Raw genomic sequence first — 21,913 nt, 5'->3', positions numbered from 1 at the left:
CGACCTGATCGCTCTCGACCGGCTCGCCGTCCAGGAGTCCGTACGCCTCGTCGGCCTGGTCCGCGACGGCGACTGGCGGCGCGACACCCCCTGCGCGGGGTGGACCGTGGGCCGGCTCGTCGCGCACATGACGGCCCAGCACCGCGGTTTCGCGGCGGGCGCGCGGGGCGCCGGGGACGATCTCGCCCACTGGCGGGAGCCGGCGGAGGGCGGTGCGGATCTCGCGGCGGCGCACCGGGCCGGCGCGCTCGACGTGATCGCCGCGTTCGGCGAACCGGGCGTCCTGGAGCGGGAGTTCGCGCTCCCGGAGCTGGGGCGGGACGGGCCGGGGCCGGGCGGCGGCTGGCCGGGGCGGATCGCGGTCGGCTTCCACCTCGTGGACTACGCCGTGCACGCCTGGGACGTCGCCGCCGCCCTCGGCGTCCCGGCCGAGCTGCCGGGACCGGTCGTCGCGGCCGCCCTCAAGGTCGCGCTGCGGGTGCCGGCCGACCCGCTGTCCCGTGCGCCGGGCGCCGCGTTCGGACCGCCGGTCGACCCGGCCGGGGACGGCTCCGACCTGGACCGGATGCTGCGGCTCCTGGGCCGCGACCCGCTGCGGTGGCCGGCGGTGAAACCTCAGATCTAGCTCTGAACGTCCCCCCTCCTGGGTTCGGCACGGCACGCCGGGGCCATGACATCAGCACGCCGCAGCGCACGGTCACGGCAGAGGAGGGGGACGCACATGCAGCACCTGCCACACCTGGGCACCGGGATCGGCTGGCGACCGGAGATCGCCGACGTCGTCGAGGCCATGCCGGGCATCGACTGGGTCGAGGCCGTCGCCGAGAACGTGTGCCCCGGCCATCTGCCCGACTCCCTGCTGCGGCTGCGCGAGCGCGGCGTGACCGTCGTGCCGCACGGCGTCTCCCTGGGCCTGGGCGGCGCGGACCGGCCCGACGAGCAGCGGCTCGCCGAGCTGGCCGCGCGCGCCGAGGCGCTCGGCTCACCGCTGGTCACCGAGCACATCGCCTTCGTCCGCGCGGGCGGCGAGCGCACCGCGTCGCAGCTCCTGGAGGCCGGTCACCTGCTGCCGGTGCCGCGCACCCGCGACGCGCTCGACGTGCTCTGCGAGAACGTCCGGATCGCCCAGGACGCGCTGCCGGTGCCGCTCGCGGTGGAGAACATCGCGGCACTGTTCGGCTGGCCCGGCGAGGAGATGTCCGAGGGACAGTTCCTGTACGAGCTGGTGGAGCGCACCGGCGTACGGCTGCTGATCGACGTGGCGAACCTGCACACCAACCACGTCAACCGGGGCGAGGACCCGGCGAAGGCGCTGGACGAGCTGCCGGTCGAGGCCATCGCCTACGTGCACGTGGCGGGCGGATTCGAGCGGGACGGCGTCTGGCACGACAGCCACGCGCACCCGGTGCCGCAGCCGGTCCTCGACGTCCTGGCCGACCTCGCGTCCCGGGTGACGCCGCCCGGCGTCCTGCTGGAGCGGGACGAGAACTTCCCCGATGACGCGGGCGAGCTGGGGCGCGAGGTGGCCACGATCCGGGAGACGGTGGCGGCCGCCGCACCCCCCGCCCGCCGGGCCGACGTGCCCTCGGCCCGGGTGCCGGACGCGCCCGTCGAGGACGTCGTGCGGGGCCGGGTCGGGCTGGCGCAGGCCGCGCTGCTCTCCTCCCTCGTCGCGGGCACCCCCGCGCCCGAGGGCTTCGACCGCGCGCGGCTGGCCGTGCAGAGCCGGGCCCTGGCGGGCAAGCGGGCCGACGTCGTGGCGAAGGTGGCGCCCGAACTGCCGGTGATCCTGGGCGCGTCGACGTACCGCACGGCGTTCCTCGGGTACGCCGCGCGGCGGCCGATGACCGCCGGCTACCGGCGCGACGCGCTCGACTTCGCCGAGGACCAGCTCATCGGGCAGCGGGTCCACGACGCCGTCGCCCGGCGGGAGTTGACACAGTGGTGGCTGGACCGGTCGGGACCGAAGCCCCCGTCGGGACGGCCGGTGGCCCGGGCCCTGCGGGCGGCACGGCTCGCGCTCGGCCGGGGGTGACCGGCCGTGAGCACCGCGGGGGTGCTCCTGTACGCCGTGCTGGGCGTGGGGGCGCTGGTGCTGCTGGTCGTGTTCGCGTGGCTGTACGGGAACGCCGATCCGGACGAGCCGGCACCGCCGGTGGAGGACGTGCTGGAGGCCGCGCGCCTCGTCGGCGGCCCCGATCAGGTCACGCTCACCGCGCTCGCGGCGCTGCACGCGGCCGGTCTGGTCGGGGTCGACGCGTCCGGCGCGTTGGTGGCGAAGCCCGGCGCGGTGGGCCGCAACCGGGTGGAGCGGGCCGTGCTCGACGCCTGTGCCACGGTGCCGCACGGCGAACTGCGTCCGCTGTTCCTGAAGGTGGCGCGCGGCGGCGCCGTTCGGCGTCTCGACGAGCGCCTCGCGGGGCGCGGCCTGTTGCTCTCGCGGCGCGGCGGCCGCTGGTTGCGCGGCTCGGCGGCTGCTTACGCCGTCCTCTGCGTGGTCGTGCAGATCGGCTCGGTCCCGCTGATGCTGGTGATCACGGACATGGCGGACGCCGACGGGCGCGAGCTGCTGCCGCTGTGGCTGTTGCCGGGATTCCTCTGCGGGCTGCTGGTGGCCGGTCTCGTCGGAGGCCGGGCGGGCGGCGCCGGTCTCACCTCGGCCGGCCGCGCCGCCATCGCCGCCTACCGTGCCGAAGCCCACCGCGCCGACGCCCTCCCCACGGCCGGCCCGGCCCTGGCCGTGGCGCTGCACGGCGCCTCCCGCATCCCCGACCCGGTGCTCGCGGCGATGCTGGCGCCCCGGCCGAGGGCACCCTCGTCGACCCCGCCGACGGTGTACACGCCGCCCCCGCCGCCCGCACCACCGAGCACCTACTGACCGGCGCGGGGCGCGCGAACCGCACAACCCCCGCGCCCCGTACCGCAGTTGACGTAGTCCCGACTGATGCCCGGCACCCCGTGCCGGGGGCGCACTAGCGTGCGGTGCCGCACCAGGAGGCACCATGCGACTGCACTTACCCCACCGCGTCAGCGGCACCGGACTCATCGTCACGGCTCTCGTGGCGACGCTGGCCGCGCTCGTCTTCCCGATCTGGTCGTACGCGGACCGCTCGGGCACCGGCCTCGACACCCTGAACGCGCAGACGGTGTCGACCAGATTCGGCCCGCTGTCGGCCACCGACCGCCTCTTCATCACCAAGGTGCGGCTCGCCGGGCTGTGGGAGCTGCCCGCGGGGCAGCAGGCCGAGGAGCGGGCACCGAGCAAGGCGATCGAGACGGCGGGCGAGCATCTGGTGGCGGGCCACACGTTCCTGGACGCCCGGGTGCGGGAGGTCGCGGCGCAGCTCGGGCTCGAACTGCCCAACCAGCCGAACGACCAGCAGCAGGGCTGGCTGCGGGAGTTGACGGCGGCCAGGGGCGACGACTACGAGCGGAGGTTCGCCAACGTGCTGCGCCGTGCGCACGGACAGGTGTTCTCGCTCGTGGCCCAGGTCCGTGCCTCGACGCGCAACTCGCTGGTGCGGGACCTCGCGGACGACGCGAACACCACGGTCCTTGACCACATCAAGGTGCTGGAGGCGACCGGCCTCGTCGACTTCGACGCGCTGGCCAGGGACGCGGCCACCGCGAGCCCGCCCCCGGCGACCCGGTCCGCCGCCCCGCCCGGCCCGACGCCGTCGCCCGGCACCCCGACACCGGTGTCGCCGACGCCCACCGCGTCGTTCCCGCTGCCCCCGGCCGCGTCGCGCCCCAAGCCGGAACCGCCCCGGGGCAGCCCCGCTGCGGGCAAGGGGAAGAAGTCACCGAACCCGGGCAGGACGAACAAGCGGAACGTCACGTCCCGCTAACCCTCCGTCCGCATAGTGAACAGGCCATAGCGGTTACCCGAACGTCTGCCGTAGAAACTCCGCATGTTCTGGGTCCTGTTCCTCCTCATGGCCTGTGCCGCCGCGCTCGTGTCCTGCGGCCGCCTCTGCCTCGCGGCCGTGCGCGCCGCCGACAGCGAGCGCCTCGCCGGCGACGCGCACCGGGGGCACGAACTGTCCCTGTACGAGACGGCGTTCCTGTCGGGCGGGCCCGGCCGGGTCGCGGACGTGACGCTGGTGTCGCTGGCCCGCGGCCGCCGGCTGCTGCTCGCGCACACCGGGTGGGCGACGGTCGTCGACCCCGAGGGCCGGGACGCCATGGAGCGTTCGGTGCTCGGCGCGATCGGCCCCGACGGGCAGTCGCGCATAGCGCCGCTGCGGGCGACCGCGGCCGCCGGCGAGGCCGTGCGCACGCTGGCCGAGCGCCTCGTCGCGGCCGGACTCGCGGTGCCGGACGCCTCCCGGTCGACGATCGCCGGGGCGGTGCGGCAGGTGCAGGCCGCGGTGGTCGCCGTGCTGGCCCTCGGCGCGCTCGCCACCCTGATGCCCGGTCAGGACACGGCGCCCGGGACCCCGGTGGCGGCGTGGTTCGCGCTGCCGCTGCTGCTCACCCTGAGCTGTCTGGCGATCGCCAGGATCGAGATCCACCCGTACACCCGCTGGGCCTCCCCCACCGGTCAGCGGCTGCTCGCCGCGCTGCCGAAGGGCACGGGCAGCCTGCTCGCGGTGGCGGTGCGCGGGGTGCGCGCGGTGGACGATCCGCAGGTGCGCGCGGCACTCGGCGGCGGCCGCGGGACCACGGCCGAGTGACCTGAGAACGCCCGGACGACGCATCGGGGTCATTTGATCCGACACCCGCGACCTGGTGCTTTACTTCACCAACTGCCGCCCCAAGGATCCCTTTAATTCGCGAGCCGCAAGGGTTCGAGAGCTCGACGAAAGGGATGCACCCAAGCGATGAGAGCAGCATCCGCCCTCTGCGCCACCGCGGCATCGTTGATCCTGTCGGCCCTCGTGGCCGCACCCGCGGGCAGCGCGACCGCCGGCGACTCCCCCGAGACCCTGGGCACCGCGGCCGCCGCGCAGCGCGCCGCGGCCGCCGGCGTCCGCTTCGGCGCCTGCCCGGCCGTGGAGAACCTGCCCGAACCCGTCACCTGCGGCACCGTCACCGTCCCGCTCGACTACGCCCACCCCGACGGCAAGCAGATCAAGCTGACCGTCAGCCGGGTGCGGGCGACCGGCAAGCGGGGCGACGAGAAGGTCGCCCGCCAGGGCGCGCTCGTCTTCAACCCGGGCGGTCCCGGCGGCAACGGCATGTACTTCCCGCTGGCCGGCCTGATGCCGGAGTGGAAGCGGATCGGCGCCGCCTACGACCTGGTCGGCTACGCGCCGCGCGGGGTCGGCCGGTCGGCGCCGCTGTCCTGCCAGGACCCCGAACGGTTCGCGCAGGCCCCGACGCAGGCGCCGACGCACCCCTCCGCCTCGTACAAGCTGGAGCGGATCGCGCAGGCCAGGTCGTACGCGGCGGGCTGCGCCAAGAACCCGGGCCTGCGGCACTACACGACCCTCAACAACGCCCGTGACCTGGACGTGCTGCGGGCCGCCCTCGGCGAGCCGAGGCTCACGTACCTGGGCGCCTCGTACGGCACGTACATCGGGTCCGTGTACGCGGAGCTCTTCCCCTCGCACGTGCGCCGCCTGGTCTTCGACTCGGCGGTCGACCCGCGTCCCGACCGGATCTGGTACGAGAACAACCTGGTGCAGTCGCGGGCGTTCGAGGGCCGCTGGGCCGACTTCCGCGCCTGGGTCGCCCGGCACGACGACACGTACCACCTGGGCACGACGCCCGAGGAGGTGCTGCTCTCGTACGAGAAGGTGCGCGCGGAACTGGCCCACCGGCCGGCGGGCAAGAAGGTGGGTCCCGGGCAGCTCCAGTCGGCCTTCCTCCAGGCCGGGTACTACGACGACTACTGGCCGATGCGGGCCGTGGCCCTGTCCGAGTACCTCGACGGCAACCCGAAGCCGCTGATCGACCAGGCCGCGCCGACCCCGGCGGCGGCCGTCGAGAACGAGAACGGCAACGCCGTCTACACGGCGGTGGAGTGCAACGACGCGCCCTGGCCGACGGACTTCCGCACCTGGGACCGGGACAACTCGCGGCTCGCGCGCGTCGCGCCGTTCGAGACGTGGGACAACGCGTGGATGAACCTGCCGTGCGCCTACTGGCCGGCGCCGCGGCAGCGCCCGGCCGACGTGCGCACCCTGCCGGGCGAGCTGCCGCCCACCCTGATCCTCGCGGCGGAACGGGATGCGGCGACGCCCTACGCGGGTGCCCGCGCACTGCACCGGCGGCTCGCCGGTTCGGCCCTGGTGACGGAGAAGGGAGCGGGCACGCACGGCATCGCGGGCGGCCCCAACAAGTGCGTCAACGGGTACCTGGACGCGTACCTGCTGGAGGGTCAGGTGCCGGAGCACCGGTCCGCGGCATGCGCCCCGCACCCCGAGCCCACGCCACTGGGCAGCTGAGCCCGTCCAAGCCCCTCCCGCGATGGAGGAGCGGGGTCCGGGGCAGCGCCCCGAGACCCCGCCCCGGCACAGCGCAACGGGCTACAAGGCCCCCAGCCGCTCGAACGGGAACGGCGACTGGACGAGCGGCCGAACCGCCAACCGGGTCAGCGGCAGCGCATTGTCGTCGCCCGCCGTGCGATTGGCGTGCAGCACACCGCAGCCGGTGCACCGGTGAACGATGATCCACTCGCCGTCCCCGCGCACGGAGATGGCGAGCGGCTCCATACGGGCACCGCAGTCGGCCGCCCGGTCCCCCGGGGTGTCGTCGAGATGACGGCTCCACAGGCAGGTCGGGCAGTGATTGCGATGGCCCGTGCCGACGGCGGACATCGACACGTCGAGGCCGCAGTTCAGACAGCGGAAGGACTCGGCACGGGCCTCGGTACGGGCCCGTCGAGAGGTGTTGCGGGACATCGTGGAAACGACTCCTGAGCGATGCGGTAGGAACAGCGGTCGGCTGGATTCCCGCCTCGCATCCGGGAGTTCACGCAGCGGATGCGAGAACGGTCCCGAGGGCCGTGGGCATACAACACCACCTCTACGTCAAAGGCTCGGACTTCCCGATGAAAGCCCGAGCCAGGACGGTGCGGCAACCGAATTACGCGAGGCCCTCGACGAGCTCCGCGACCGACTTGCGGCGGCCGGTGTAGAACGGGACCTCTTCGCGCACGTGGCGGCGGGCCTCGGAGGCGCGCAGGTGCCGCATGAGGTCGACGATGCGGTACAGCTCGTCGGCCTCGAAGGCGAGGATCCACTCGTAGTCGCCGAGCGAGAACGAGGCGACCGTGTTGGCCCGCACGTCCGGGTAGCCGCGCGCCATCTTGCCGTGGTCGGCGAGCATCTTGCGGCGCTCGTCGTCGGGCAGCAGGTACCAGTCGTAGGAGCGCACGAACGGGTAGACCGAGACGTAGTCGCGGGCGTTCTCGTCGGCCAGGAACGCCGGGATGTGCGAGCGGTTGAACTCGGCGGGGCGGTGCAGCGCCATGTTCGACCAGACCGGCTCCAGGGCGCGGCCGAGCTTCGTGCGGCGGAAGAGGTTGTACGCCTCCTGCAGCTGGTCCGCGGTCTCCGCGTGCCACCAGATCATCAGGTCGGCGTCGGCGCGCAGCCCGGACACGTCGTACGTGCCGCGGATCGTGACGTCCTTCGCGGCGAGCTGGTCGAACAGCTCCTGGACCTCGTCCGCGTAACCGGTCCGGTCCTCGGGCAGGACGTCCTTCAGCTTGAAGACCGACCAGAGCGTGTAGCGGATGACCTCGTTCAGGTCCTTCGCCAGCTTGCCCTTGTTCGGGATGCGGTCTGCCGCCGGGTCGGTGGTGGTGTTCTCGTCGCTCATGTCCCTCATTCTCCCGCTCCGCCGTGCAGGCTCTGCACCGGGTTCGCCTTCAGGTCCTCGCGGGTGCCGGTGTCCCCGCGCAGTTCGTCGACCGCCGCGTGCGCGCTCGCGATGCACGCCGGGATGCCCACGCCGTCGTACGCGGCTCCGCAGACCGCGATGCCGGGCAACTGTCCGATGTGCTCGCGGACCCGGGCGACCCGGGCGGTGTGGCCGACGGGGTACTGGGGCAGGCCGTCCTGCCAGCGCGTGACGTGGGAGGCGACCGGGGCGGCGGTCAGTCCGGTGGCCTCGCGCAGGTCGTGCCGGGCGATGCCGACGAGGTCCTGGTCGTCGCGGCCGAGGTCCCGCTCGTCGCCGTGCCGGCCGACGGAGGTGCGGACGACACGGAGGCCGGGGTTCTCGGCGGCGATCCAGCCCCACTTGTGGGAGGCGAAGGTGGCGGCCTTGATCGTGTGTCCGTCGACCGGCGGGACGAGGAATCCGCTGCCCTCGGGGAGGCGGGCGTCGTCGGTGCGGTAGGCGAGGGTGATCAGGGCCATCGAGGCGTACTCGATGCTGCGCAGCTCCTGGGACGCCTTGGGGGACGCGGTACGCAGCAGGCTGGCCGCCGCGGGGGCCGGGAGGGCGATGACCACCTGGTCGGCGAAGAAGGTGCGGCCGTCCGCCGTCCCGACGCGCCACTGCGCGTCGTCCGTGGCCGCCCGGGCGGTGCCCAGCGCTCCCAGGGTGGACGCCCGGGCGCCCAGCAGGATCTCGCCGCCCTTCGCGCGCACCGACTCGGCCACCGCGGCCGGCAGCGTGCCGATGCCGCCCTCGATGCCGGTGAAGACCGGGCCCGTCTGCTGGTTGGCCGCCGCGCGGGCCTGGATCGCGCGGACCGCCTCCGTCAGGGACCGGTGCCGGGCGGCCTCCTCGAAGAGCTGGGGGACGGCGCTGCGCATCGAGATGCGGTAGGCGTCGCCCGCGTAGACGCCGCCGAGGAGCGGTTCGACGAGCCGGTCGACGACCTCGCGGCCGAGCCGGGCCGCGACGTACTCGCCGACCGCGACGTCGTCGCCGGTCTCGGTGGGCGGCAGGTCCGCGTCCTGCTCGATCCGGGCGATGCCCTCGCCGGAGAGCACGCCGGTGAGCGCGTCGGCCGTGCCCGGAACGCCCATGACGTGGCCCTTGGGCATGGGGCGCAGGGCGCCGCGGGTCCAGATCGAGGCGGTCGCGGTGGACGGCGGCTGCAGCCGGTCGGTGAGGCCGACGGCCTTCGCCAGGCCGACCGCCTCGGGGCGGCGCGCCAGCATCGACTCGGCGCCGAGGTCGACGCGGGCCCCGGCGATCTCGCCCGCGAGCAGCTTGCCGCCGAGCCGGTCGGACGCCTCCAGGACCGTCACGTTCACCGGCTCGTCGCCGTCGAGCAGTCGATGGGCGGCCGCGAGTCCCGCGATGCCGCCGCCGATGACGAGGACGTCACGGCCCTGTCCTGTTCCCGTACGTGTGTCCGCTTCGCGCATGCCCCCACTCTCTCAGAACGCCCGGGCTGTCTCGGACGAGTCCTGAACGTGACCGGTTCGGGACCACTCGGCAACCACCGCGCGGGCCGCTCGCGCGTCGAAGGATTCGTCCGCTGACCGTCACGTCCCTCGGGGGTATGTCGATGCACGTTTCCGGTACACCACGGCGCCTGCGGCCCGTTCACGCCCTGGCCACCGTCCTGCTCGCCGCCGCGCTCGCCGTGGCGGGCTGCTCCGGCAGCTCGACCGGCGGCTCCGACAGCGGCGACGCCGACGGCGCCAAGGCGGCGGCGCCGGCCGAACAGCAGGACAGGAACGGCGCGAGCGGTCCGGGCAACAGCCGCGGCGGCTCCGGCGGTACGAACGCCAAGAAGCCGCCGAAGCTGACCGGCGTCCACATCATCCGCACGGCGCAGCTGTCCGTGCGCGTCAAGGACGTGCCGGACGCGCTGGACAAGGCGCGCACGGCGACCGAGACGGCGGGCGGCTACGTCGGCAACGAGACGACCGACCGCGACGGCAAGGGCCACCAGCGCACCCGCGTCACGCTCCGGGTGCCGCAGGAGTCGTACGAGGAGGTGCTCGACGAACTCTCCGGTGCGGGCAAGCTGTTGGCGCGCAACGAGTCCGCGAAGGACGTCACCGACCAGGTCGTCGACGTGGAGAGCCGCATCAGGTCGCAGCGGGCGAGCGTCGCCCGGGTCAGGGAACTGATGGACCGGGCGACGAAGTTGAGCGACGTCGTGACCCTGGAGGGCGAACTGAGCGGGCGCCAGGCCGAATTGGAGGCACTGCTCGCGCAGCAGGCGTCCCTCAAGGACCGTACGTCGCTGGCGACGATCACGGTGCGGCTGAGCGAGACGTCCGGCGCCGCGGCCGCGCGGGACGACGACTATCCGGGATTCCTGGACGCCCTGTCCGGTGGCTGGAACGCGTTCGTGAACGTCCTGAAGTGGATCGCGATGGTGCTCGCGGCGGTGCTGCCGTTCGCGGCGGTGACGGCGCTCCTGGTGTTCCTGTGGCTGCGGCTCGTCCGGCCCCGGCTGCCGCGCCACCGCGAGCCGGCGCCGGTCCCGACGGCGCTCGGCCCGCTGCCCGCGCACCCGAAGGCGGAGGAACCCGGCGAGCGCGACTGACGCGGGCGCGCCACGTAGCGTGGGCGCATGAGTGCTGACAACCCTGTGCGTGAACGGCTCGTGGTCATCGGGGGCGACGCGGCGGGCATGTCCGCCGCGTCGCAGGCGCGCCGGCTGCGCGGCCCGGACGAGCTGGAGATCGTGGCCTTCGAACGCGGCCACTTCACGTCGTACTCGGCGTGCGGCATCCCGTACTGGGTGGGCGGCCAGGTCGGCGAGCGGGACGAGTTGATCGCGCGCACCCCCGAGGAGCACCGGGCGCGCGGCATCGATCTGCGGATGCGGACCGAGGTGGTGGAGATCGACGTCGCGGGGCGGCGGGTGCGCGCCCGGGAGCTGGACGGCGGCGCCGAGTCCTGGACCTCGTACGACAAGCTCGTGATCGCGACGGGGGCGCGGCCGGTGCGGCCCGCGCTGCCCGGCATCGACGCGCCCGGGGTGCACGGGGTGCAGACCCTCGACGACGGTCAGGCGCTGCTCGACACGCTGCGGGCGACGGACGGGCGGCGGGCGGTGGTCGTGGGCGCCGGGTACATCGGGGTGGAGATGGCCGAGGCGCTCATCAACCGCGGCTACGAGGTGACCGTGGTCAACCGCGGTGCCGAGCCGATGTCGACGCTCGACCCGGACATGGGGTGCCTGGTGCACGAGGCGATGGCCGGTCTGGGCATCACCATGGTCGACGACGCCGAGGTGACGAAGGTCCTCACCGGGGACGACGGGCGGGTGCGGGCCGTGGCGACCGAGGACGCCGAATACCCGGCGGACGTCGTGGTGCTGGGGATCGGGGTGCGTCCGGAGACGTCGCTGGCGAAGGCCGCCGGGCTGCCGCTGGGCGCCCACGGCGGTCTGCTCACGGACCTGGGCATGCGGGTGCGCGGGCACGAGGACGTCTGGGCGGGCGGCGACTGCGTCGAGGTGCTCGACCTGGTGTCGGGGAGCGAGCGGCACATCGCGCTCGGCACGCACGCGAACAAGCACGGGCAGATCATCGGGTCGAACGTGGGCGGCGGCTACGCGACGTTCCCCGGCGTCGTCGGGACGGCCGTCTCCAAGGTGTGCGAGCTGGAGATCGCCCGCACGGGGCTGCGCGAGAAGGACGCGCGGCGGGCCGGGCTGCAGTACGTGACGGTGACCATCGAGTCGACAAGCAGGGCGGGTTACTACCCGGGCGCCGCGCCGATGACGGTGAAGATGCTCGCCGAGCGGCGCACCGGGCGGCTGCTCGGCGTGCAGATCGTGGGCCGCGAGGGCGCCGCGAAGCGGGTCGACGTCGCCGCGGTCGCGCTGACCGCGGGGATGACGGTGGAGCAGATGACGGCGCTCGACCTCGGCTACGCGCCGCCGTTCTCACCGGTGTGGGACCCGGTGCTGGTGGCGGCGCGGAAGGCGGTGGCCGCGGTGCGGGCCGGCTGAGCACCGCGGCCGTGCGCCGGTGTCAGCGGGCCGTCTGCGTGTGGACGTGGTCGACGAGACGGGTGAGCGCGTCCGGGTCGGTGCTCGGCAGGACGCCGTGCCCGAGGTTGAAGACGTGGCCCTCCAGGCCCGCGGCGGCGTCGAGCACCTCGCGCGCCTTGGCCTCGACGGCCTCGGGGGTGGAGAAGAGGATCGCCGGGTCGATGTTGCCCTGCAGCGCCTTGCCGGGGCCGACGCGGCGCGCGGCCTCGTCGAGCGGCACCCGCCAGTCGACGCCGACGACGTCCGCGCCCGCCTCGCCCATCAGTCCGAGCAGCTCACCGGTGCCGACGCCGAAGTGGATGCGCGGCACGCCGTAGCCCTCGACGGCCTGGAAGACCTTCGTCGACGCGGGCATGACGGAGCGTCGGTAGTCGGCGGGCGACAGCGCGCCCACCCACGAGTCGAAGAGCTGCACGGCGCTGGCGCCCGCCTCGATCTGCACCTTGAGGAAGGTGGAGGTGATCTCGGCGAGCCGGTCCAGCAGGTCGGCCCAGAGCTGCGGGTCGCCGTACATGAGGGCCTTGGTGTTCTCGTGGTTGCGCGACGGGCCGCCCTCCACGAGGTAGCTGGCGAGGGTGAACGGGGCGCCCGCGAACCCGATGAGCGGCGTCTCGCCGAGCTCGGCGGTGAGCAGCCCGATGGCCTCCGTGACGTACGAGACGTCCTCCGGGGTCAGGTCCCGCAGCCGCGCGAGGTCGGCGCGGGTGCGGATCGGCTCTGCGACGACGGGCCCGACGCCGGGCTTGATGTCGAGGTCGATGCCGATGGCCTTGAGCGGCACGACGATGTCGCTGAAGTAGATGGCCGCGTCGACCTTGTGGCGGCGCACCGGCTGCAGCGTGATCTCGGCGACGAGCTCGGGCCGCATGCACGACTCCAGCATCGGGATGCCCTCGCGGACCTTGCGGTACTCGGGCAGTGAACGCCCCGCCTGGCGCATGAACCACACCGGCGTGTGCGGCACCGGCTCGCGCCGGCACGCCTTGAGGAAGGCGGATTCGTACGTCGCTGACGGCTGCTGGCCCGTGGCCTTGCTGTTGGCACTCACGTCGGAAAGTCTCGCACGCCCCCGAAGTCCGCCGGGAACGGCACCTGCGGAGGCTCTCCCTCCCCCCGCGCGGTGTCCTTACCCGCGCACGGCGTTCCTTCCCCTTACTCTGTGGGCTCCGTCGGGATGAGTGAATCGGTGCGGGAGGGGCAGAACGCTCGGGACATGAACGCTGCACAAAAGGACGACCCCACCCCCTTGGCCTTCCGCACGGCGGTCGACGCCCTGCGCTCCGCACGCCTGCGTCCGGAGATCGAGGTCGACCCCACGCGCCCGCCCCAGCGCCTGGCCCCTTATTCGTACGCGCTCGAGGCCGCGGTGGTCGACGGCGACGAGGATCTGGCCGACGGCCGCCTGGTCCTGCTGCACGATCCGGCCGGACACGAGGCATGGCACGGCACGTTCCGTCTGGTGACCCTGGTGCGGGCGGAGCTGGAGGCCGAGATGGCCGCCGATCCGCTGCTGCCCGACGTGTGCTGGTCCTGGCTGACCGGCGCGCTCCAGGCCCGTGGTCTCGGCTACGGAGAGCCGTCGGGCACGGTCACCCGGGCCAGTTCGCACTACTTCGGCGGCATCGGCGACCGGCCCGCCGCCTCGCAGATCGAGATCCGGGCGTCGTGGACCCCGCGCGAGGGCCTGGGCGGGGTGCCGGACACCGCGGCGCACCTCGCGGCCTGGTGCGAACTGCTGTGCCAGGTCGCCGGTCTGCCGCCGGTGGTGGCGGGCGGCGACAGCGCGGTGGTGACGCTGCCGCAGCGCAGGGGGCCGCATCCGTCCTGAATTCGGGCGGATATCGGTGACTGTCAGGGACTGTTTTCGGCCGCGTCGGGTGCACACCCGACGCGGCCGTTACTCGTTTCGATTCGGTTCGATCTTCGGATGATCGATAATGTGTCCGAATTGCGTGAATTGTTACTCACCAAATCGTGATCTTTCTCTAAAGGCGGGCGGGTTTGCTGCCGAAGACCTCTGTGACCTTGAAAGCACGGTTCGCCCCGGCTTCATCCCCAGAGCCGGTCCCCCGTCCCGCACCCCAGGAGGCCTGGTGTCCGTTCTCCTCGAGCAGCCCGCAAGCCTGGTCGCCTACCGCCCGAACAAGCCGACCGCGATGGTGGTCGTGGCCGACCCCCGCGTCCGTTCCACCGTGACCCGCCACCTGTGGGCGCTCGGTGTACGCGACGTCATCGAGGCCTCGTCCGTCGCGGAGGCTCGTCCCCGCATCGGCAACCCCCGCGACATCTGCGTCGCCGACGTCCACCTCCCTGACGGATCCGGCCTGACGCTCCTTTCCGAAACCCGAGCCGCGGGCTGGCCCAACGGCCTGGCCCTCTCCGCCGCCGACGACATCGGTGCCGTGCGCAACGCCCTCGCGGGCGGCGTCAAGGGCTACGTCGTCACCGGCACCCGTACCAATGTCGGTCTGCCCACCCGCCCCGGCGCCGCCCCGATCGGCGCCGCCGCCCGCATGCACCGCCGCCCCCCGGGTGCCCCGAGCCACCCGGGCGGCTACCGGGAGCTGTCGGGCCGAGAAGTGGAGGTGCTCCGGCTCGTCGCCGAGGGCCAGTCGAACAAGGCCATCGGCGTCTCGATGGGCCTGTCCGCACTGACCGTCAAGAGCCACCTCGCCCGGATCGCACGCAAGCTCGGCACGGGTGACCGGGCCGGGATGGTGGCGGTCGCCCTGCGCACCGGAATCATCCACTGATCGGAGAGTGGCCGGATCCTTCCGGTTTACGCACCTTCAGCGCCCGTCGACGGAACGTTCCGTCGACGGGCGTCGTCCGTTCACAGATACCCTTGACAGGTGACCGACGCCCAAGAGACCGCAGCAGACAGTTCACTGCGCACCACCGGAGGCGCTCCTCCGGACGACGGCGGATCTGCGGAAGGGGCGCCGACTCCACTGCTCGAACCGCGCGAGGGGATCCCCCCGGTGATCGCCGACGCGACCTCGCTCGCGCATGTCGTCGCGGCGTTCGCCTCCGGCACGGGGCCGGTCGCGGTCGACGCCGAGCGCGCCTCCGGTTACCGCTACGGACAGCGGGCCTATCTGGTCCAGCTGCGCCGCGAGGGGGCCGGGTCCGCGCTGATCGACCCCGTCGCCTGCCCCGACCTGTCCGAGCTCGGCGCCGCCATCGGCGACGCCGAGTGGGACCTGCACGCCGCCACCCAGGACCTGCCGTGCCTGCGCGAAATAGGCATGGTGCCCTCGCGGCTCTTCGACACCGAGCTGGCCGGACGCCTCGCGGGCTTCCCGCGGGTGGGGCTCGGCGCGATGGTCGAGAACGTGCTGGGCTACTCGCTGGAGAAGGGGCACTCCGCGGTCGACTGGTCGACCCGGCCGCTGCCCGAGCCCTGGCTGCGCTACGCCGCGCTCGACGTGGAGCTGCTCGTCGACCTGCGCGACGCCCTGGAGAAGGAGCTCGACCGGCAGGGCAAGCTGGAGTGGGCCCACCAGGAGTTCGAGGCGATCGCCACGGCGCCGCCCGCGCCGCCCCGCAAGGACCCCTGGCGCCGGACGTCCGGCATGCACAAGGTGCGGCGCCGTCGCCAGATGGCCGTCGTGCGGGAGCTGTGGACCGCTCGCGACAAGGTCGCCCAGCGGCGCGACGTGTCGCCGGGCAAGGTCCTCAGCGACACGGCGATCGTCGAGGCCGCCCTCGCCCTGCCGGTGAGCGTGAACGCCCTGTCCGCCCTGCCCGGTTTCGGGCACCGGATGGGACGCCGTCAGCTGGAGCAGTGGCAGGCCGCGGTCGACCGGGCCAGGGCGCTGCCCGACGCCGAGCTGCCGCAGCCGGGGCAGCCGGTCGCCGGTCCGCCGCCGCCGCGGGCCTGGGCCGACAAGGACCCGGCCGCCGCGGCCCGCCTCTCGGCGTCGCGGACCGCGGTGTCGGCGCTCGCCGAGACGCTGCACATGCCGCAGGAGAACCTGATCACGCCGGACACGGTGCGCCGGGTGTGCTGGGAGCCGCCGTCGGCCGTGGACGCCGACTCCGTGGCGGCGGCGCTGGCCTCGCACGGCGCGCGGCGCTGGCAGGTGGAGCAGGTCACCCCGGTGCTGGTGGCGGCGCTGGCCGCGACGGCGCGCGCCTGAGCGACCCCCTCTTCGCCGTTCGGCAGAGTCCCGTGTCCCGTACGTCCGCGTACGGGACACGGGACTCTGCCGTTGTTGCAGAACCCGGACGTGCCCAGCATTTTGAACGCGCTCAAAACTCACTAGTTTCTGAGCATGTTCAAAAAGAAGCGGGACGAGGCGGGACAGCCGGGCTACGGCGACTGGGTGGCGGTCTTCGAGGCCGCCCGGGAGGACCGGGCCGCGGTCGGGGATCCGGAGTGGGCGCGGGGCGCGCGGCTGCCCGCCGCGCTGGTGCGCAGCGTCCAGCGGTTCCAGGTCGGTGAGGACGGGGACGGCGCGGAGCTGCTCGCCAAGGCCGCGCGGGCCGGGGATCCCGGGTACACGGCGGCGGCCCGGCTGTTCGTCGCCGAGGAGCAGAACCACGCCCGGCTGCTCGCGGCGGTGCTCGCCGCCGCCGGGGCGGGCACCCTCGGCTCGCACTGGACCGACGCCGCGTTCGTCCGGCTGCGGCGGCTGCTCGGGCTGCGGCTCGAACTGCTCGTCCTGATGGTGGCCGAGGTCATCGCCCTGCGCTACTACCGAGCGCTGCGGGACGGCTCCCCCGATCCGCTGCTCGCCGAGGTGGCCGGGCGGATCCTGGCCGACGAGGAACGCCACGTGCCGTTCCACTGCCGGCGGCTGCGCGAGGGCTTCGGCCGGCTGCCGCGACCGGCCCGGCACCTGGTCACCACGGCCTGGCGGGCGCTGCTCGCGGGGGCGGCCGTCGTGGCGGTCGCCGACCACGGGAGCGCCCTGCGACGGTGCGGGGTGCGCCGGTGGGCCTTCGTCCGGGACGTCGTCTCCTCGTCCGCCCCGATGGCCGAGATGATCGCCGGTGGGGATGTGACGTTCGCCGCTCCGGCCGGGGGGACTGGGCAGCATGGTTACCCGCAAGTAGCATGAGGGCATGAGCGCGCGCTCAGTCGCGTGCCGTGGCAGTGCCGTCCCGCATCTTGGAGGAGAGCCATCGTGCCTCGTACCGTCAGGGACGTCGTCTTCGTCGACGGCGTCCGCACCCCGTTCGGCAAGGCGGGCCCGAAGGGCATCTACCACGAGACCCGCGCCGACGACCTCGTCGTGAAGGCCATCCGGGAGCTGCTGCGCCGGAACCCGAACCTGGACCCGAAGCAGATCGACGAGGTCGCCATCGCCGCGACCACGCAGATCGGCGACCAGGGCCTGACCCTCGGCCGCACCGCGGGCATCCTCGCGGGCCTGCCGCAGTCGGTCCCGGGTTACTCGATCGACCGCATGTGCGCCGGTGCGCTCACGGCCGTCACCACCGCCGCCGGTTCCGTCGCGTTCGGCGCGTACGACGCCGTCATCGCCGGTGGTGTCGAGCACATGGGCCGCCACCCCATGGGCGAGGGCGTCGACCCGAACCCGCGGTTCGTCTCGGAGAAGCTCGTCGACGAGTCCGCCCTGTTCATGGGCATGACCGCCGAGAACCTGCACGACCGCTACCCGCACATCACCAAGCAGCGCGCCGACGAGTACGCCGTGCGCTCGCAGGAGAAGGCGGCGAAGGCGTACGCGAACGGGAAGATCCAGCAGGACCTCGTCCCGATCTCGGTGCGCAACACCAACGCCGAGGTCGGCGAGACCGGCTGGGGCCTGGTCACCGCCGACGAGCCGATGCGCCCGGGCACGACGCTGGAGAACCTCGCGGGTCTCAAGACGCCGTTCCGCACGCACGGCCGCGTCACCGCCGGCAACGCCGCGGGCCTGAACGACGGCGCCACCGCGTCGATCATCGCGAGCGAGGACTTCGCCCGCGAGAACAACCTCCCGGTCAAGATGCGCCTCGTCTCCTACGCCTTCGCGGGCGTGGAGCCGGAGGTCATGGGCTACGGCCCGATCCCGGCCACGGAGAAGGCGCTCGCCAAGGCGGGCCTGTCCATCGAGGACATCAACCTCTTCGAGGTCAACGAGGCGTTCGCCGTCCAGGTCCTCGCGTTCCTGGACCACTACGGCATCGCCGACGACGACGCGCGCGTCAACCAGTACGGCGGCGCCATCGCGTTCGGTCACCCCCTCGCCTCCTCGGGCGTGCGTCTGATGACGCAGCTGGCCCGTCAGTTCGAGGAGCAGCCGGAGGTCCGTTACGGCCTCACCACCATGTGCGTCGGCTTCGGCATGGGCGCCACGGTGATCTGGGAGAACCCGCACCACAAGGACGCCGGAGGCGACAAGTGAGCACCACCACCACTGAGCTCCTCAAGGGCGCCGCAGAGCTGTTCCCGGGCGAGGTCGTGACGTCCGCGCACGTACGCCACCTGGAACTGCCGTACGGCGCGGGCCGGTTCGCGCTCATCACGCTGGACAACGGCTTCGACCACACCAAGCCGACCACCTTCGGCCCCGGCTCGCTGGCGAACCTGAACGCCGCCATCGACCAGGTCGAGAAGGAGGCGGCCGACGGTGACATCGTCGGCGTCGGCATCACCGGCAAGCCGTTCATCTTCGCGGTCGGCGCCGACCTCAAGGGCGTCGAGCTGCTGAAGAAGCACGACGACGCGCTCGCCATCGGCAAGGGCGGCCACGAGGTCTTCAAGCGCCTCTCGGCTCTGGCCGTGCCGACGTTCGCGTACTACAACGGCGCGGCCATGGGCGGCGGCGTCGAGGTCGGTCTGCACTGCACCTACCGCACGGTGTCCAAGGCCCTCCCCGCCTTCTCGCTGCCCGAGGTCTTCCTCGGCCTGGTCCCCGGCTGGGGCGGCTGCGCGCTGCTGCCGAACCTGATCGGCGCGGACCGCGCGGTCTCGGTGATCATCGAGAACTCGCTCAACCAGAACAAGCAGCTCAAGGGCAAGCAGGTCTTCGAACTCGGCATCGCGGACGCGCTGTTCGAGGGCGCGGACTTCCTGGAGCAGTCGCTGATCTGGACGGCCCAGCTGCTGAAGGGCGACGTCAAGGTCGAGCGCCCCGACGTCGACCGCGGCGAGGCGTGGGACCAGGCCGTCGCGCGCGGCAAGGCCATCGCCGACGGCAAGGTGCACGGCGCGGCCCCGGCCGCGTACCGCGCGCTCGACATCATCGCGGCCGCGAAGAGCGGTGACCTGCAGGCCGGGTTCGACGCCGAGGACGAGGCGCTCGCCGACCTCATCATGGGCGGCGAACTGCGCGCCGGCATCTACTCGTTCAACCTGGTGCAGAAGCGCGGCAAGCGGCCGGCGGGTGCGCCCGACAAGTCGCTCGCGCGCCCGGTCACCAAGGTCGGCGTCGTCGGCGCGGGCCTGATGGCCAGCCAGCTCGCCCTCCTCTTCCTGCGCCGCCTCGAGGTCCCGGTCGTCCTCACGGACATCGACCAGGAGCGCGTCGACAAGGGCGTGGGCTACGTCCACGCCGAGATCGACAAGCTGCTCGGCAAGAGCCGCATCAACCAGGACAAGGCCAACCGCCTCAAGGGCCTGGTCTCCGGTGTGCTGGACAAGGCCGAGGGCTTCGCCGACGCCGACTTCATCATCGAGGCCGTCTTCGAGGAGATCGGCGTCAAGCAGCAGGTGTTCGCCGAGGTCGAGGCCGTCGCCCCGGCGCACGCGATCCTGGCGACGAACACCTCGTCCCTCTCGGTGTCCGAGATGGCGTCGAAGCTGAAGCACCCCGAGCGGGTCGTCGGCTTCCACTTCTTCAACCCGGTCGCGATCCTCCCGCTCCTGGAGATCGTGCGCGGCGAGCAGACCGACGACGCGGCCCTGGCCACGGCGTTCGGTGTCGCCAAGAAGCTGAAGAAGACCGCGGTGCTGGTGAAGGACGCCCCGGCGTTCGTCGTGAACCGCATCCTGACCCGCTTCATGGGCGAGATCCAGAACGTCATCGACGAGGGCACGCCGGTCGAGGTCGCCGAGAAGGCGGTCGAGCCGCTGGGCCTGCCGATGTCGCCGCTGGTCCTGCTCGAACTGGTCGGCCCGGCCATCGGCCTGCACGTCTCGGAGACCCTGAACCGCGCCTTCCCGGAGCGCTTCACGGTGTCCCCGAACCTGGCGGCCGTCGTCAAGGCGGGCAAGCGCGGCTTCTACGTCTACTCCGCGGAGAACGGCTTCAAGCCGGAGCTGGACCCCGAGGTCGCCGCGCTCCTCAAGCAGGGCGACATCGTCCTGACCGAGGAGCAGGTCCGCGACCGCGTGCTCGACGCCGTGGCCCAGGAGATCGGGCTCATGCTCGACGAGGGCGTCGTCGCCGAGGCCCAGGACATCGACCTGTGCCTGATCACGGGCGCCGGCTGGCCCTTCCACCTGGGCGGCATCACGCCGTACCTGGACCGTGAGGGTGTCTCGGAGCGCGTGAACGGCAAGCGGTTCCTGGAGGCCGGTGTCGCGAGCGTGCCCGCGTAACGGGTAGCACTCCGTCCTGGAATGCCGAGGGGCGTGGGGCGACTGCGGACCGGCTCAGGCTGGTCGCGCGGTTCCCCGCGCCCCTTCGCGCTAGATCACCTGGCGCCAGGCCTCCAGAGCCAGGCCGGCTTCGTCCTTGCGCCGGGTGAGGTGCATGCGGTCCGGGTCGCCGGGGACGCAACTGGCCGCCACCACGCGGCCGTTGGCGTCCTCCGCGAGGGCGACGCGGGCGCCCGGCGGGAGCGCCGGGCCGGATTCCGCCCACCACGCGCCCGCCGACTCCAGCTCCGTGGGGTACGCGGCGAACGCCACCCGTCCGCCGTGGGCGCGCTGCGCGAGCAACGTGCAGTCCACGTCGTCGAGTCGGCAGCGGACCGCCGCCACCGGGCCCGGGCCCGCCGCGTCCAGGAACCGCACGGGGTCCTCGTCGCCACGCCAGGCGCACAGGGCGCCGTCGTCGTCGGTGAAGAAGAGCGTGGTGCGCTCGGCCGATGTGGCCAGCGCGGACAAGGTGTCGGGACGCACCGTCGCCGGCCGCGGCTTCTCGTCCACGACCGGGGTCTCGCCGGGCTTCTCCTGGCGCCAGCGCAGCAGGCCGTCCGCGGTCGCCGCGAACAGCGTGATCAGACCCGACTCCCCTGCCACCGCGGCGAGTTCACCCCGGACGCCCTTGCCCTTGAGGTCGCGCCACGGGCCCCAGCCGCCCTTCTCCAGCTGGGCACGCATGCTGACGCCGCCGCCCTTGTTGCGGACGAAGACGTGGGCGCGGCCCTGCGCGTCGACGGCCACGGCGGGCGGGCCCGTGCGGTCGCCCTTCTTGTTCGGGTGGCCGATGGGCGTCCAGTCGAGCGCCGCGAGGTGCGACTGGAAGTGCGTCGAGTGGACCAGGCCCGCCTCGCCGGGGACCGTGGGGCGCCAGGAGACGAGGTGGACGTAGGTGTCACCGCCCTGGTCCAGCGCGAGGGCCGGGTGCAGGCGCTGGTCGCCGCCGACCGTGCGCGGGGGTGACCAGGGGCCGCCGGGGGCGAGTTCCGTACGGCAGACGATCGCGTCGTCGCCGGGGGCGTACGCGTAGGCACAGAGTCTGCCGTCGCGTCCGCGTATCAGCCAGTCGCCGTTCACGTACTCCACTCTAAGCGGAGGACGTGGCGCCCCTCGTGGGACCCTGGAGCCATGGGTGAACTGCTGGTGGTCGACGGTGCCAATGTCGTGGGCTCCGTGCCGGACGGCTGGTGGCGGGACCGGCGGGGCGCGGCCGAGCGGCTGCGGGACCGGCTGGTGGCGTACGCGGAGCGGACCGGGGCCGAGGTGGTCCTGGTCGTCGAGGGCGCGGCGCGGGGGGTCGAGTCGGTGCCCGGGGTACGGGTGGAGTCGGCCGCGGGGAGCGGTGACGATCACATCGTGGAGCTGGTGGCACGGCTCGGGCGGCCGTGCACCGTCGTCACTGCTGATCGTGAACTCCGTGGCAGGGTCATGGAGTTGGGGGCGTCGACAGTGGGTCCACGGTCGGTTCGCGGGGACGGCTGACGCCTGTTGTGCGGGCGGGG

The 21,913-nt window shown here is 73.2% G+C and carries 20 protein-coding genes; 15 read left to right on the top strand and 5 right to left on the bottom strand.

Annotated features, from left to right (window positions below; genetic code table 11):
* The 6 genes from M4J07_RS26470 to M4J07_RS26445 all read left to right on the top strand — a co-directional run.
* Positions 1-625: TIGR03086 family metal-binding protein (locus M4J07_RS26470; protein ID WP_255975524.1), on the top strand; the 625-nt coding region annotated here is incomplete at its 5' end.
* Between the two features lie 96 nt (positions 626-721).
* A complete protein-coding gene (locus tag M4J07_RS26465; RefSeq protein ID WP_255975523.1) occupies positions 722-2,035 on the top strand; it encodes a DUF692 domain-containing protein in 1,314 nt (437 codons plus the stop codon).
* 6 nt (positions 2,036-2,041) lie between these two features.
* Positions 2,042-2,878 (top strand): TIGR04222 domain-containing membrane protein, encoded by an 837-nt coding sequence (locus M4J07_RS26460; RefSeq protein WP_308284774.1) that lies wholly within the window; start codon positions 2,042-2,044, stop codon positions 2,876-2,878.
* A gap of 124 nt (positions 2,879-3,002) precedes the next feature.
* On the top strand, positions 3,003-3,848 hold the full coding sequence (locus tag M4J07_RS26455; protein WP_255975522.1) for a DUF4142 domain-containing protein: 846 nt from the start codon (positions 3,003-3,005) through the stop codon (positions 3,846-3,848).
* A gap of 63 nt (positions 3,849-3,911) precedes the next feature.
* A complete protein-coding gene (locus tag M4J07_RS26450; protein WP_255975521.1) occupies positions 3,912-4,676 on the top strand; it encodes a TIGR04222 domain-containing membrane protein in 765 nt (254 codons plus the stop codon).
* 147 nt (positions 4,677-4,823) lie between these two features.
* The gene (locus M4J07_RS26445) at positions 4,824-6,392 is read left to right on the top strand and encodes an alpha/beta hydrolase (protein WP_255975520.1); all 1,569 of its coding nucleotides are present in this window, start codon (positions 4,824-4,826) and stop codon (positions 6,390-6,392) included.
* An 81-nt stretch (positions 6,393-6,473) separates the two neighbouring features.
* Here M4J07_RS26445 and M4J07_RS26440 read toward each other — a convergent pair whose 3' ends face one another.
* From M4J07_RS26440 to hemG, 3 genes are all read right to left on the bottom strand, one after another.
* Positions 6,474-6,848 (bottom strand): RNHCP domain-containing protein, encoded by a 375-nt coding sequence (locus tag M4J07_RS26440; protein WP_255975519.1) that lies wholly within the window; start codon positions 6,846-6,848, stop codon positions 6,474-6,476.
* Between the two features lie 184 nt (positions 6,849-7,032).
* The gene (hemQ, locus tag M4J07_RS26435; protein WP_255975518.1) at positions 7,033-7,770 is read right to left on the bottom strand and encodes a hydrogen peroxide-dependent heme synthase; all 738 of its coding nucleotides are present in this window, start codon (positions 7,768-7,770) and stop codon (positions 7,033-7,035) included.
* Positions 7,771-7,775: 5 nt separating this feature from the next.
* The gene (hemG, locus tag M4J07_RS26430; RefSeq protein ID WP_255975517.1) at positions 7,776-9,275 is read right to left on the bottom strand and encodes a protoporphyrinogen oxidase; all 1,500 of its coding nucleotides are present in this window, start codon (positions 9,273-9,275) and stop codon (positions 7,776-7,778) included.
* A 143-nt stretch (positions 9,276-9,418) separates the two neighbouring features.
* Here hemG and M4J07_RS26425 point away from each other — a divergent pair, with 143 nt between their 5' ends.
* Together M4J07_RS26425 and M4J07_RS26420 are read left to right on the top strand one after the other, a co-directional pair.
* Entirely contained in the window at positions 9,419-10,411 is a 993-nt protein-coding gene (locus M4J07_RS26425; RefSeq protein ID WP_255975525.1) for a DUF4349 domain-containing protein, read from the top strand.
* Positions 10,412-10,438: 27 nt separating this feature from the next.
* Positions 10,439-11,827, top strand: coding sequence for an FAD-dependent oxidoreductase (locus M4J07_RS26420; RefSeq protein ID WP_255975516.1), 1,389 nt, complete (start codon positions 10,439-10,441; stop codon positions 11,825-11,827).
* Positions 11,828-11,849: 22 nt separating this feature from the next.
* Here the strand turns inward: M4J07_RS26420 and hemE are convergent, their stop codons facing one another.
* Positions 11,850-12,917: a uroporphyrinogen decarboxylase gene (gene hemE / locus M4J07_RS26415; protein WP_255975515.1), complete on the bottom strand. Its 1,068-nt coding sequence runs from the start codon at positions 12,915-12,917 to the stop codon at positions 11,850-11,852.
* A 165-nt stretch (positions 12,918-13,082) separates the two neighbouring features.
* On the opposite strand from hemE, the gene M4J07_RS26410 reads away from it, so the two are divergent.
* The 6 genes from M4J07_RS26410 to M4J07_RS26385 all read left to right on the top strand — a co-directional run bounded on the left by M4J07_RS26410 (position 13,083) and on the right by M4J07_RS26385 (position 20,366).
* Entirely contained in the window at positions 13,083-13,697 is a 615-nt protein-coding gene (locus M4J07_RS26410) for a DUF3000 domain-containing protein (RefSeq protein ID WP_255975514.1), read from the top strand.
* A gap of 265 nt (positions 13,698-13,962) precedes the next feature.
* Positions 13,963-14,622, top strand: a complete 660-nt coding sequence (locus M4J07_RS26405; protein ID WP_255975513.1) for a LuxR C-terminal-related transcriptional regulator — start codon at positions 13,963-13,965, stop codon at positions 14,620-14,622.
* Between the two features lie 99 nt (positions 14,623-14,721).
* Complete coding sequence (locus M4J07_RS26400; protein ID WP_255975512.1) at positions 14,722-16,011, top strand: HRDC domain-containing protein; 1,290 nt, start codon at positions 14,722-14,724, stop codon at positions 16,009-16,011.
* Between the two features lie 135 nt (positions 16,012-16,146).
* Complete coding sequence (locus tag M4J07_RS26395; RefSeq protein ID WP_255975511.1) at positions 16,147-16,935, top strand: ferritin-like domain-containing protein; 789 nt, start codon at positions 16,147-16,149, stop codon at positions 16,933-16,935.
* Positions 16,936-17,001: 66 nt separating this feature from the next.
* Complete coding sequence (locus M4J07_RS26390) at positions 17,002-18,228, top strand: thiolase family protein (RefSeq protein WP_255975510.1); 1,227 nt, start codon at positions 17,002-17,004, stop codon at positions 18,226-18,228.
* A complete protein-coding gene (locus M4J07_RS26385; protein ID WP_255975509.1) occupies positions 18,225-20,366 on the top strand; it encodes a 3-hydroxyacyl-CoA dehydrogenase NAD-binding domain-containing protein in 2,142 nt (713 codons plus the stop codon). Before M4J07_RS26390 ends, M4J07_RS26385 begins: the two co-directional genes overlap by 4 nt.
* A 90-nt stretch (positions 20,367-20,456) precedes the next feature.
* Here M4J07_RS26385 and M4J07_RS26380 read toward each other — a convergent pair whose 3' ends face one another.
* Positions 20,457-21,488, bottom strand: coding sequence for a hypothetical protein (locus tag M4J07_RS26380; protein WP_255975508.1), 1,032 nt, complete (start codon positions 21,486-21,488; stop codon positions 20,457-20,459).
* Positions 21,489-21,539: 51 nt separating this feature from the next.
* On the opposite strand from M4J07_RS26380, the gene M4J07_RS26375 reads away from it, so the two are divergent.
* Entirely contained in the window at positions 21,540-21,893 is a 354-nt protein-coding gene (locus M4J07_RS26375; RefSeq protein WP_255975507.1) for an NYN domain-containing protein, read from the top strand.
* Positions 21,894-21,913: the final 20 nt, after the last annotated feature.

It is taken from the genome of Streptomyces longispororuber (genome assembly GCF_024448165.1).
Classification (GTDB): Bacteria; Actinomycetota; Actinomycetes; order Streptomycetales; family Streptomycetaceae; genus Streptomyces; species Streptomyces longispororuber_A.
Note: the sequence above shows the minus strand (reverse complement) of the source record. Positions and strands in the feature narration are given on the sequence as shown.